9 protein-coding genes are annotated in these 13,412 nt (G+C 61.0%); 2 read left to right on the top strand and 7 right to left on the bottom strand.

The window, feature by feature from the left end:
• Positions 1–113: 113 nt before the first annotated feature.
• The 3 genes from ntrC to glnA form a co-directional block, all read right to left on the bottom strand.
• Positions 114–1,631 (bottom strand): nitrogen regulation protein NR(I), encoded by a 1,518-nt coding sequence (ntrC, locus tag PQR40_RS04235; RefSeq protein WP_408227325.1) that lies wholly within the window; start codon positions 1,629–1,631, stop codon positions 114–116.
• 115 nt (positions 1,632–1,746) lie between these two features.
• Complete coding sequence (gene glnL / locus PQR40_RS04240) at positions 1,747–2,889, bottom strand: nitrogen regulation protein NR(II) (protein WP_408227328.1); 1,143 nt, start codon at positions 2,887–2,889, stop codon at positions 1,747–1,749.
• Between the two features lie 202 nt (positions 2,890–3,091).
• Positions 3,092–4,507 (bottom strand): type I glutamate--ammonia ligase, encoded by a 1,416-nt coding sequence (glnA, locus tag PQR40_RS04245; protein WP_408227331.1) that lies wholly within the window; start codon positions 4,505–4,507, stop codon positions 3,092–3,094.
• Positions 4,508–4,946: 439 nt separating this feature from the next.
• Between glnA and PQR40_RS04250 the strand changes: the two genes are divergently transcribed.
• Positions 4,947–5,411: a rhodanese-like domain-containing protein gene (locus tag PQR40_RS04250; RefSeq protein WP_408227334.1), complete on the top strand. Its 465-nt coding sequence runs from the start codon at positions 4,947–4,949 to the stop codon at positions 5,409–5,411.
• 261 nt (positions 5,412–5,672) lie between these two features.
• On the opposite strand, the gene PQR40_RS04255 is transcribed toward PQR40_RS04250, so the two are convergent.
• The 4 genes from PQR40_RS04255 to PQR40_RS04270 all read right to left on the bottom strand — a co-directional run bounded on the left by PQR40_RS04255 (position 5,673) and on the right by PQR40_RS04270 (position 9,615).
• Positions 5,673–6,503 (bottom strand): competence/damage-inducible protein A, encoded by an 831-nt coding sequence (locus tag PQR40_RS04255; RefSeq protein ID WP_408227337.1) that lies wholly within the window; start codon positions 6,501–6,503, stop codon positions 5,673–5,675.
• A gap of 30 nt (positions 6,504–6,533) precedes the next feature.
• Positions 6,534–7,364 (bottom strand): EI24 domain-containing protein, encoded by an 831-nt coding sequence (locus PQR40_RS04260; RefSeq protein WP_408227340.1) that lies wholly within the window; start codon positions 7,362–7,364, stop codon positions 6,534–6,536.
• A 183-nt stretch (positions 7,365–7,547) separates the two neighbouring features.
• Positions 7,548–8,549, bottom strand: coding sequence for a sterol desaturase family protein (locus tag PQR40_RS04265; protein WP_408227343.1), 1,002 nt, complete (start codon positions 8,547–8,549; stop codon positions 7,548–7,550).
• Between the two features lie 46 nt (positions 8,550–8,595).
• On the bottom strand, positions 8,596–9,615 hold the full coding sequence (locus tag PQR40_RS04270; RefSeq protein ID WP_408333386.1) for a YVTN family beta-propeller repeat protein: 1,020 nt from the start codon (positions 9,613–9,615) through the stop codon (positions 8,596–8,598).
• Positions 9,616–10,236: 621 nt separating this feature from the next.
• Here PQR40_RS04270 and PQR40_RS04275 point away from each other — a divergent pair.
• A complete protein-coding gene (locus tag PQR40_RS04275) occupies positions 10,237–13,335 on the top strand; it encodes a YadA-like family protein (RefSeq protein ID WP_408508485.1) in 3,099 nt (1,032 codons plus the stop codon).
• Positions 13,336–13,412 lie beyond the last annotated feature (77 nt).

Raw genomic sequence — 13,412 nt, forward strand, 5'->3', positions numbered from 1 at the left:
TGAAGAGATCGCTGGAGAGGCGGCTTAGGAACTTATCCATGAGATGGCCGAACGAGCGGCCTAAGCGACAACTGCCGGGGCGGCTGGCAAGCTACCCCGGCTGACAACACACTTCAGGGCTCGAGATTGAGCTCCTGAATCTTGCGCGTAATCGTATTACGACCGATGCCGAGCCGCTCCGCTGCTTCCACCTTACGCCCACGCGTGAAATCCAGCGCCTCGCGAATCACCGCCGCTTCGAAACGGCGTGCGAGTTCGTCCATGACGTCGGCCGCATTCTCACGCAACATCCGCGCGACTTCGGTGCGCAAGCCGCCTTCCCAGGCGTTTACGGTAGTCGCGGCCGGCATACCGGCGGCGGTAGCCGGATGCGTAGCCGCGCCAATACCGTTGATCGGCGCGCCACCCGCGAGGGCTGCCTCACCCGTGCCGATCATCCCGCCAACACCACCGGAGAGATCAGTCAGGCCCGCTTGCGTGGGACCGAGGTCAGGCGGCAAATCCTTGATCTCGATGGTCTGCGCCGGCGCCATCACCGTCAGCCAGTTGGCGAGATTTTCCAGTTGACGCACATTGCCGGGAAACGGCAGCGATGCCAGATAAGCGAGCGCCTCTTCGGACACGCGCTTCGGCTCCACGCCCAGATCGCGCGCACTTTTTTGCAGGAAATGGCGGGTGAGCAACGGAATGTCTTCACTGCGCTCGCGCAACGCCGGCAAGCGCAAACGGATCACATTGAGCCGGTGATACAAGTCCTCGCGGAACAGGCCCTGACGCACGCGCGATTCGAGGTTCTGGTGCGTCGCCGCGATCACGCGCACATTGGCGCGCAACGGATTGTGCCCACCGACGCGATAGAACTGCCCGTCTGACAGCACACGCAACAGGCGTGTCTGCAAATCGAACGGCATATCGCCGATTTCATCGAGAAACAGCGTGCCGTTTTCCGCTTGCTCGAAGCGCCCCTGACGCATGGCCTGCGCACCGGTGAACGCACCGCGCTCGTGGCCGAACAGTTCGGATTCCAACAGATCCTTCGGAATCGCCGCCGTGTTCAGCGCGATGAAGGGACCGTTCGCGCGTGGGCTATGTCGGTGCAATGCACGCGCGACGAGTTCCTTACCGGTGCCTGATTCGCCGGTAATGAGCACGGTGGCCGCCGAATGAGACAGCCGGCCGATCGCGCGAAACATGTCCTGCATCGCCGGCGCCTGGCCGAGCATTTCCGGTGCATCGGCGACGCGGTCGTCCCACGTCTGTTCGCCACGCATGCTTTCGTCGACCGCGCGGCGGATCAGCTCGACCGCCTTGTCGACGTCGAACGGTTTGGCGAGGTACTCGAACGCCCCGCCCTGGAACGCGGCAACCGCGCTGTCCAGGTCCGAGAACGCCGTCATGATGATGACGGGCAAACCCGGCACCTTCTCACGGACGGTTTGCAGCAATTCGAGACCCGAGCCGCCAGGCATCCTGATGTCGGACACCAGCACCTGAGGGCTGTCGTGATCGAGCGCCGCGGAAGCCTCGCGCACGTTCGCGAAGCTGCGCGTCGCGAAGTTTTCGCGGGCGAGCGCTTTTTCGAGCACCCAGCGAATCGATTGATCGTCGTCTACTATCCAGATCGGCTTCATATAGGTCGGTCAGAAGTCTTAAGAGCGCCCCCAAACCTGTCGCTTCGCGCCAGGCCCCCCGAAGGGGGTGAGAAAACTTGGGGCGGCCCGGCGTTTTCTCACGGTGCGTTTGGTGTTAGCAGTCGAGCGGCAGCAGAATCTGAAACTCGGTATGGCCCGGCCGGCTTTCCACTTCGATCAGTCCGTCGTGTTGTTGCACGAAGGTCTGCGCGAGCGTCAAACCGAGACCGCTACCGTCCTCCCGCCCTGATACGAGCGGATAGAAAATGCGGTCACGGATTTCCTCGGGAATGCCAGGGCCGTTGTCAATGATATGCAAGTCCAGTGCCAGCTTACATAAACGTTTCGACACGGTGATCTTGCGCGCAATGCGAGTGCGCAATTCGATGCGCGCGTCGCCTTGCGAGATGCGTTCACGCAGCGCTTCGGCTGCATTGCGCACGATATTCAGGAGCGCCTGAATCAGTTGCTCCTTGTCGCCACGCAGGTCCGGCACGCTCACGTCGTAATCGCGCTCGATCGTGAGACCGCGCGGAAACTCCGCGAGAATCACCTGACGCACGCGCTCACACACTTCGTGAATATTCACGTCACCGACGATATGCGGATGACGGTGCGGCTCCAGCAAGCGATCAACCAGCGTTTGCAGCCGGTCCGATTCCTTGATGATGACTTGCGTGTACTCGCGCAACTCGTCCCGTTCGCGCTCGCCGAGTTCAAACTCGAGCAGTTGCGCCGCGCCGCGAATCCCGCCAAGCGGGTTCTTGATCTCGTGCGCGAGATTGCGGATCAGTTGTTTGTTGACGGCCGTGAGATCGTTGATGCGTTCCTCGCGGTCGGAACGTAAATGCCGCTCGTTTTCGAATAATTCGAGCAGCACATAGTCTTGCGCGCTCTCCAGAAAGCCGACGATCGCATGCACATGCAGCGGCTCGTGGCCGGGACGCTCGAGTACGGCGTCCAGATGCGTGGCGTGAAAACGGTGGGCGGCGATCGCGGAAATCGTGGCGACCAGTTCGTCGGCATTCGAGAAAATGTCCTGCCACGCCATCTGCGTCAGTTGCTTTCGCGAAAGCTCCAGCATCGATTCCGCCGACGGGTTCGCAAACACCACACGCAGCGTGCGCTTTTCGAGCACCAGCACGACCGTTGGTAATGCCTCGAAGCCCGGCAACAACCCGGAACTCACCAACTGGGCGTCGTCCGAGAGCGTCTGCTCGTGCCCTTTTCTTGCCTTCATCAGATTCTTCAGAACCATCTTGCAGTCTGGCCGATAGGAGATGGTGATAAATCAGGTGTACCGCTTATTGCGCTGCCTACTGTTCTGCTTTATTGCTGCCCCTACGCTGCAAACGAATTCGGGTCTAACAAAAAAGGGACGGCGCCGCCGTCCCTTTGTGACCGATCGCGAGCGTCGGGCAAAGCGCTTCGCCATTTGAAGGGCGAAGCGCCATTGCCGCTTACAGCGAGTAGTACATTTCGAATTCGATCGGATGCACCGACTGACGATAGCGTTGCAACTCGCCCGTCTTCAGTTCGATGTACGCGTCGAGCATCGAGTCCGTGAACACGCCACCGCGCGTCAGGAATTCGCGGTCCGCGTCCAGCGAGTCAAGCGCCTGGTCGAGGCCGGCACACACGGTCGGGATCTTTGCATCCTCTTCCGGCGGCAGGTCGTACAGGTTCTTGTCGGCAGCTTCACCCGGGTGAATCTTGTTCTGCACGCCGTCCAGACCCGCCATCATCAGCGCGGAGAAGCACAGATACGGATTCGCCATCGGATCCGGGAAACGCGTTTCGATACGGCGGCCCTTCGGGTTCGACACATGCGGAATGCGGATCGATGCCGAACGGTTGCGAGCCGAGTAAGCCAGCTTCACCGGTGCTTCGAAGTGCGGCACGAGGCGCTTGTACGAGTTCGTCGACGGGTTCGTGATCGCGTTCAGCGCACGAGCATGCTTGATGATGCCGCCGATGTAGAACAACGCGAATTCCGACAGACCTGCGTAACCATTGCCTGCGAACAGGTTCGCGCCGTCTTTCCAGATCGACTGGTGAACGTGCATGCCCGAACCGTTATCGCCGACCACCGGCTTCGGCATGAACGTTGCCGTCTTGCCGTACGTGTGCGCGACGTTGTGGATGATGTACTTCATCTGCTGCAGCCAGTCGGCGCGTTGCACCAGCGTCGAGAACTTCGTGCCGATTTCGTTCTGGCCCTGGCCCGCAACTTCGTGGTGATGCACTTCGACCGGGATGCCGATCTGTTCGAGCAGCAGACACATTTCCGAACGGATGTCCTGGAACGTGTCGACCGGAGCGACCGGGAAGTAGCCGCCCTTCGTGCCCGGACGGTGGCCGGTGTTGCCGCCTTCGAAGTCCATCGACGACGACCACGGTGCTTCTTCCGAACCGATCTTGACGAACGTGCCCGACTGATCCGTGCCCCACTTGATCGAGTCGAAAATGAAGAATTCCGGTTCCGGACCGAAGAAGGCCGTGTCGCCCAGACCCGTGCTCTTCAGGTACGCTTCAGCGCGCTTTGCGAGCGAACGCGGATCGCGTTCGTAGCCCTTGCCGTCAGCCGGTTCGACGACGTCGCACGTCAGCACGAGGGTCGACTCTTCATAGAACGGGTCGATAAAGGCGGTGTTCGCGTCCGGGATCAGCAACATGTCCGATGCTTCGATGCCCTTCCAGCCGGCAATCGACGAACCGTCAAACGCATGGCCGCTTTCGAACTTGTCTTCATCGAATGCCGACACCGGCACCGAAACGTGTTGCTCTTTGCCGCGCGTGTCGGTGAAACGGAAGTCGACAAACTTGACGTCTTCGTCTTTGACGAGTTGAATGACGTCGGCCACGGATTTACTCATAACCTATCTCCTGATTAACGAATTCGGCGGATTCAGCCGCCGCCCAATCTAGCTGACCCGCTCCGGCCCGTCCACCCCTGTATCGTTGAGGGCGAACATAAAAGCCTGCTGGAGCAAATCGATCGGCACCAATAAAGCAGCTTCTGTGCCATGCATGCGCCAACCCGGCGCAAAACCGCACTGCGCGCGCATTTGCGGGGAATGAGCGCACCGAACAGCATGCAGCCCTGAAATCTTTGTGTCGCGCTACGCACCGAATTAGTGCGCTCGCAAAATCCGCAACTGCTGACATCTCTATTTTGGTGCATTCTCGCAAAAACGCACCATTACTGGGCGCCCGCCTCCTCGCTCCACACGGCCGAGACGCCCCCTCTGAACGGCATGCTCCCTGCCCGCCGCGCGCTAGAATGGTCATTTGGTCCGAAGGAGATTTGCGCTCATGAGCACGCTCGAACAGTTGTACACCCAGGCGGACAAGCGCCGCACCGAGAACCAGTTGCCCTATGCGGGCGCGGTATCGCCCGCCGAAGCATTCGAACTGCTGCAACTCGATCCGCGCACGCGTCTCGTCGACGTGCGCACCCGCGCCGAACTCGATTGGGTCGGCCGGCCGGTTATGGGCGACGGGCAATACGCGCATGTGGAGTGGACGCGTTATCCGGGCGCCGTGCCGAACCAGGAATTCCTTCAGCAACTCAGCCAGGTGGCCTCGCCCGATACACCCGTGCTGTTTTTGTGCCGCAGCGCCGCGCGGTCGAAGCTCGCCGCGATCGCCGCCGCCCAGGCCGGCTTTACCAAGGCGTATGACCTGCTGGAAGGCTTCGAGGGCGATAAGGACGGCCAGGGGCATCGGAAGACGGTGTCAGGCTGGTGCTTTCGCGGGTTGCCGTGGATTGGCGCCTGAGTGCTGGCTGGCGGCCTGAACGTTGCTGCCCGCTGCAGCGGCGCCTGCGTGCGCGTACTGCTATCGGCGCGGCAAGGGTACTTTCGCCGGCCGCGCGTCCAAGCCGGCGCATAAGAACACTTGAGGGTGCCGCAAGACGATGGGAGGAACGATTAGACGCATCGTCGGCGCTGCATGTGACAGGCCGATGATGCATTGAGTCTTAATAAGCTAGCCACGGGGCGCGAGTGCACCCGAACAAAGTCTGGCGTGTTGGGCTGATCAACTGCGCGGTTTAGCCGCGGCCGCCTCAAGCTCGACAATGTCGCCGCCCAGCAGATGCACGCCTTCGCGCAGCTTCACGAAGGCCGCTGCCACCGCTTCCGGTTCGCCCTTCACACCCAGATCGATGTGATGCCGCGCATACACACCGCCGCGCTCCGCATCGCCCACGCTCGGCAAGCTGAACACCCTCACGCCCGGAAAATCGTGTTCGATCTTTTCCATTAACGGTGTGAGGCGCGACTCCGGCAACTCGAAGACCAGTAATGACTTTTCAGCGTGCGGCATCGCGTGGTGCAGATGAGCGTATTGCGTATCCAGCACCCACTCGATCATCGGCCACGCCATGACCGGAAAACCCGGCACGAAGTAGTGCTGTTTGATCGAGAAGCCTGGGATCTTGTTGTAGCCGTTGGGAATGATCGATGCGCCCTGCGGATACGTGCCCATATTCAGACGATGCCGGTTCTCCGGCGAAGCCAGATCAAGCGGCGTAGCCGAGTTCGCCGGATACATATCGCGGATGCGCTCCTGAATCAGCGTCGCGGCCTCCGGATGCAGTTCGAGCGGCACGCCAAGCGCGGCTGCCGCGCACTGGCGGGTATGGTCGTCCGGCGTGGCGCCAATGCCGCCCGTGGAAAACACGATGTCACCCGATGCGAACGTGCGCCGCAGCGTTGCCGTGATGCGCTCCGGCTCGTCGCCGATGTATTCCGCCCAGCCGAGCGACAGCCCGCGCGCGCCCAGCAATTCGATGACCTTCGGCAGATGCTTGTCGATGCGTCTGCCCGACAGGATTTCGTCGCCGATGATGATGACGCCAAATGCCATTGCCGCCTCTTTCGCTTAGTCAATAATTCATCAGTAAGGAACCGGTGCCGCGTGCCGCGGACCGTGCTCTTCCGCGCGCATGCGTTGCAACGCGCGCAAACAGTAGTAGCCGAACCACAGCGCCGAAAACACGAGGATGAACGCGTAAATCCAGATCGTCACCGCGGTGATCACCGGGAACAGTACGATCAACCAGACCGACGACGCCCACAACAGCGTAGGCAGCGAGCCCAGTAGTCCGCTCGCGATGCCGATCAACAGCAGCGGCAGCCGGAAGCGCCGCACCAGCTCGCGCCGCTCTTCACGCGTGGCATGCAAGGCGAGCGCGTCGTAACTCATTACGCGATACGTCAGCCAGCCCCACAGAAGCGGCGGAATCAGCGCGAAGAACGGCGGCACCAACCACAGCGGCAACGTGACGATCAGCAGCACGAGGCAGACCAGTGTGGTCCACAACGCCTGGCCGAGGCTACCGTACCACGTTCCGCCGTGGCGCATTTCGAGTCCGGTAAATTGCCGAGCCGACAGAAAGCGGATCACGGCCGGCATCGACAGCGTGGCGATCAACAGCAATACCGTGACAACGATCAGCGGAATCGCCATTGCAATCACCATAAACGGGGCGATCGCCGTGTGCAGCGCTGAAAAACCGAGCCAGTCGAACAGACGATAAAGCGTGATCGTGAACGACCAGCTTTCGAGCCACGTGCGGGTAGCGCCGATCAGCGTCTGCCAGGAAAACCACAGGATCACGCCCCACCCGAGCGTCGCCCCCAGAAACGGCAGGAAGGTCAGCCAGAGCATGCGCGGGTGGAGCGCGCTTGCGAGCGCACGTCCGAACGAGCGCAACAGATCATTCATACGTGCCAGTGCCGGTGAACGAAACGATGGAATAAGGGGAACAGCGCGACGAACAGGCGAAGGATCCGGCAAACAGATCGGAATGCGGATCGGAAAACGAACCAGGAACGTGCGCGCAAACGTGGACAGGATAAACCACGTGACGCGCCGCCGGGAAAACCGGCAGCGTGGGAGGAAGAATGCTCAAACTGGCGCGGCGTCGCTGCCTTCGGCGCGGCGTCGCTTCGGCGAAAGACGTCCGGCGATGCGTACGAAGGCGAGCCAGTGCTGCGCCCAGAAACCGTCACCGTAGCGCCGGCCTTCGAGTTGGTCACGGATGCCGGTCGGCTCCATCTCCCGGCTCCAGGACACGCTGCGAAACAACATGTCCCACCACGGAAACAGCACACCGAAATTGCAACCGTACGTCAGGCCTTCGTGGCCGTAGCCGATCGCATGGTGACGGCGATGGAAAGTCGGACTGACCAGCAGGCGCTCGCCGAGCCAGCCGAAGTACAGACGGATGTTTGCGTGCTGCACGCTCTGCGCCAGGTTCGTGATTGCCACCAGCACAACGAATTGGGACGGCGGCACGCCGATCACCAATGCGATCACCGCGAAGAACGACGCTTGCAGCAGATCGTCGAGCAGATGGTTACGGTCGTCGGACCATAGCGACATCTGCTGCTGGCTGTGGTGCACCGCATGCAGTTCCCACCACACGCCGATGCGATGCTCCCACCGGTGGTACCAGTAACCGGCGAAATCGAGCACGAGCAGATACATCACAAACGTGACGAGCGGCTGCGTGGTGACGCCTGGCCACAGATTGTCGAATTCGATGTTCGCGATGTTGTGCAGACGCAGCCAGGCCTGAACAGTGTCGAAGAATGGCTGCAGCGCAAAAAAGAAGAACAGGTTGAGGATGCCGAGCTTGGCGATCCAGGTATAGATCACGTCGACCCGCACGGCCTTGCGGTTTTCCCACCGCTCCACCGGGCGTAGCGCCTCGAGCGGGCGCAGCACCGCGTACATCGCCAGCACCTCGACGACGCCGACGATCACCCAATACAGGCTGTCGTAGGTATCTTCGTCGTAGTCCATCAGATTGAAGCGGAACAGCAACGGCTGCACCACGTCGACATACAGCAGCGTCTGCAGGGCCGAGACGAAGCTGTCGAGTGAAGAAAAAATCAGATGGAACATGGTACTGGCCTGTTACTTCATTCCTGACGGTTCGCTGATTACCGCATCATGCGCCGTTCGGCGCCGTGACCGGCGCGCGATTGAAGAAATAGATACCGTGCGGCGAACGGCCGACGGCAATCGTCTGGATCAGCTTACGCGTGTTCAGGTCGATGATGCCGACGTGCTTCGCGAAGCGGAAGGTAACCCACAGATAGCGTTTGTCGGCGGAAAGTTCCATGTCGTCCGGCCCCGGCATCAAACCGGTGATGTCGCCGACGTTGGTGAGCGTGTCTTCGTCGATGATGCTGATGGTGCTCGCGACACGGTTCGACACCGCGACATGCTTGCCGTCAGCCAGCGAGCGGAAGTTATGCGCGCCCTTGCCTGTCTGGATCGTCTTGACGATTTTCTGGTTGCGCCAATCGACCACCGCGACGTAATCCGACCCGGTCATGCCGATCAGCAGGTACTTTTCGCCCGGTGTCATCCACAAGCCGGCCGGTACCTTGCCGACCTTCATCTTCCACTTGACGGTTTGCGTGGCCAGATCAATAGCGGCCAGTTCGCCCGAAACCTGCAGCGTGACGAAAACCGTCTTGCTGTCATTGGTGAACGCCATGTGGCTCGGCATCACCGCGAGCGGCAGACGCGAGGCCAGCGCCATCTGATTCTTCTGGCCGTCGTAATGATAGATGTCGAGACGGTCCAGACGCAGCCCGGTGGTGACGAGCCACTTACGGTCAGGCGAAAAGCCGATCTGATACGGATCCTCGATGTTTTCGACCCAGCGCTGCACCTGGCCCGACTTCGGATCGACGAACATCAGGTTGTTCGACACTGAGTTGGCGACGATCAATGACGAATTGTCCGGCGTGGCCATCAGGTGATGCGGTTCCTTGCCCGTCGGCACCGTGCCGACGACCTGGCGGGTCGCCTCGTCGATCAGGCTCAGCGTGGCTTCACCTGAATTGAGCACGATCACGTTATTGGCGTGGGCCGCCGGAGAAAAAAAGCCTGCGGCGGCGACCAGCGCCACGCCTGCGGCGAACGTGGCAGTCAAGCCGGGAAGAAAAAATTTACGCATGAAAACTCACTTCGGAGAACAACCATCATTGTAGAACGTTTGCCGGGGCACGCGGTTGACGTGGATGCGGGTATGACCCGTGGGGGAAAACGGTAAACAGGCGGAATGCGGGCACGAGACTGTCAGCGCATTCCACCGCACTGCTGACATAAGGTCAGCTTCGCGTAAGAAAATCCTCATCTGATTTTCTCAATGCCACTATTTTAATCAAAATAACGGATTATTACATTCTTAATTTTTTAAATATCAAATAAGACAAACTAAGATTTATCTTTACATCCCCTAATTTTATACATTCAAATAACATTTAATCAAATTAAATTACAATGTATTATTTATTTTTAATCGTTTAGGAATTGGCTTATTCCGCCCCTTCCCCGCCACGCCTGACAATCCCGCCGATCATCGCTCATGCACTTAATCCTGTGGACTTAAGAGCGTGACGCATGCGATTCGGACGCGCGAAAAATTCAGCAGGACACGAAAAAACGGACAACGGAGAAACCGCGGTCGACATGTTTTATTTTGTGCGCGACATATTGGGGGCGATGACATTCCCTCCGAATCAAAATGCTTTCACGCACTGTCCACGCTCGTAATTCCGCGGAGTTTTCTAAAAACATGAACAAGATTTACAAATCGGTTTGGTGTGAAGCAACGGGAACGTGGGTAGCCACGTCGGAAACGGCACGGTCGAAGACGAAGCGCGGCACGGCGCGGAAGCTGGCGATGGCGCAGGTGGTGTTGGCTGGGGCTGCGTTGATGGGTGCTGCATCGATCGCGCACGCACAGACAACGCCAGATCACTTCGTGGCCACGCCGGCAGCTAACGGCGTAGATCGCGGCGCGATGGCGAGTGAACAGGCTTCAGTCGCGGCCGGCGCTAACGCCCAAGCTTTAGGTGACAGCTCCTCTGCCGTCGGCTATGGGGCAATGGCAACCGCTGGAGGCGCCATTGCGTTCGGCAGCAACGCGCACGCAATGGGCCAAGGTGCTGTTTCGGCCGGCACGGCAGCATGGGCATTGAACGAATCCGGTATTGCCCTCGGGGGCTGGGCCACATCAGCTGCAGCCGGAGCAACCGCAGTCGGCGCATATAGCGTGGCGAATGGCGCAAACTCGGTCGCGCTGGGGTACAACTCGCAGGCCACATCAGAGAACAGCGTCGCGCTGGGTGCGAACTCGACCGCGGCCGCAGATCTGGGTGCTGCAGCTTATGCACCGAAACTGTTGGACGGTACAACGTCTGCGCCAATCGCAGGCACTACCGCAACAGGTGAAGTTTCGGTGGGCTCCCAAGGTAATGAACGCCGCGTCACGAATGTCGCAGCCGGTGCGGCCGCGACGGATGCAGTCAACGTGAGCCAACTCAGCGCGGTCGATGGCAAGGTCGACGCTGTCGCCAAAAGCAGCACCCTGCACTACTTCAAAGCCGACGGCGCCAACGATGGTACGGACGACGCGGTAGCCGCCAGCGGTACGAACGCGGTTGCAGCAGGAGCGAACGCCAGCGCCACTGCCTTTGGTTCCGTCGCAATCGGCTCAAGCGCCGCGGCGAATGGTCAACTTGCGACGGCGGTGGGGATCGATTCCGTCGCCGACGGTCAGGTCTCCACTTCGATCGGTAGCAATTCGTCCGCGACGGGATCCCGCAGCGTCGCACTCGGCAACTATGCCGACGCCAGCGCAGACGGTTCAGTCGCATTGGGTCAGGGTTCGGTGGCCGACCGCGCAAACACCGTCTCCGTCGGCGCTGCGGGCAGCGAGCGTCAGATCACCAACGTGAAGGCCGGCACTGCGGCCACCGACGCCGTCAACGTCAGCCAACTGGCTGCCGCCACCGCCACTACATCACGTTACTTCAAGGCAACTGGCGCCAGCGACGGCTCGGACGACGCGCAAGCGCTCGGCACGACATCAGTCGCTATCGGCAGCAAGGCGTTGGCGGGCACCACGGCTGCCACTGCGGTGGGGAGCAACGCATCGGCATCCGGCGTCGGTTCGTTCGCAGGCGGTGCGACAGCCATGGCAATCGCCGATTACTCCGTCGCTGTCGGCACGCTTGCCGACGCTGAAGGCAACGGCGCAATAGCGCTGGGTGCGAACTCCAGCGCCGCGACGACGGGGGCAGTCGCGATCGGCAACCTCGCCGAATCTAGCGGCTTGACCGCAACCGCCGTGGGCCTGCACGCCGAAGCCAGCGGCGACAGTTCGGTCGCACTGGGCTCAGGCGCCACCGCCAGCGATTTTGGCAGTGTCGCGCTCGGCGCCTTTTCAACGGCCAGCGCCACCGACTCCGTTGCTCTGGGGCAAGGCGCAGTCGCATCCGCGGAAGGGTCTGTCGCCTTGGGCCAAGGTTCGCTGGCAGATCGTGCAAACACTGTCTCCGTCGGCTCGGCGGGCAGCGAACGCCAGATCACCAATGTCGCAGCCGGCACCGAGGCCACCGACGCCGTCAACGTCAGCCAGTTGCAGGCCGCCACGGCCGGCGCATCGCGTTATTTCAAGGCAAACGGCGCCAATGACGGTAGCGACGATGCGATCGCAAGCGGCGATCACGCCGTCGCGATCGGCAGCTTCGCCGAAGCGTCAGGCAAAGCATCCTTTGCCGCTGGTACAAGTTCGCAAACACAAGGCGATTTCTCCACCGCTGTCGGCACGCTCTCCACGGCGCAGGGCGACAACTCGACCGCCCTCGGCTACAAGGCGAACGCTATTGCGGCCAATTCAGTCGCCCTCGGTCAAGGCTCAGTCGCTGATCGCGAAAATACCGTATCGGTTGGCGCAGCAGGCGCAGAACGTCAGATCACCAACGTCGCAGCCGGCACCGCCGACACCGACGCGGTCAACGTCGCCCAACTGAAAGCCGTCAGCGACCAGGGCGCCGCCACCGCAGCCAAACTCGACGGCGCGGTCATGTACGACCAGAACGCCGATGGCACGGTCAACAAGAACAGCGTCACGCTGGGCGGCGACGCGGGCACCGCGATCCACAATGTCGCCGACGGCGTGGATGCAAACGACGCGGTCAACCTCGGTCAGTTGAACGCGGCCATCAACGGCGCGGTCAGCAACATTACCGTCAACTCGGCCAACCCGTTCTTCAGCGCCGAAGGCAATCGCGATACCGAAGGCGCGGTGGCAACCGGTACGCACTCCGTCGCATCAGGCGCGAACGCACAAGCCACGGGTACCAACGCTGTCGCTATCGGCGCGAATTCGGTTGCAAGCGCAAACAACGCAACAGCACTCGGCGCAAACGCCAATGCCAGCGCGGACAACTCGGTGGCATTGGGTCAAGGCTCTGTCGCGGATCGGGCGAACACGGTGTCGGTCGGCGCGGCGGGTGCTGAGCGTCAGATCACCAACGTGGCAGCCGGCGTGCAAGGCACGGACGCGGTCAACGTCAACCAGTTGCAGCAGAGCATGAGCGGCGCGGTCGGTCAGGCCAACAGCTACACCGACGACCAGATCCGCTCGGCTCGCCGCGATGCATACGGCGGTACGGCGACGGCACTCGCGGCGGCTGGCTTACCGCAAGCCGTGTTGCCGGGTCACGGCATGGTGGCAATGGCTGCGGGCACGTATGGCGGCCAGTCGGCGATTGCAATTGGTGTATCGCAACTGTCGGAAACCGGCAAATGGGTCTACAAGGTGCAAGGCACCTCCGACTCGCGTGGTCAGTTCGGCGCGTCGGTCGGCGCCGGCATGCACTGGTAAGGCAAAACAGCGTGACTGGCTCGACCCGAGCCAGTCACCGCGATGCAACAGCGTTGTACTTGTAGTAGCAGCGAGCG

It is taken from the genome of Paraburkholderia sediminicola, from assembly GCF_046026855.1.
Taxonomy (GTDB): Bacteria; Pseudomonadota; Gammaproteobacteria; order Burkholderiales; family Burkholderiaceae; genus Paraburkholderia; species Paraburkholderia sediminicola_A.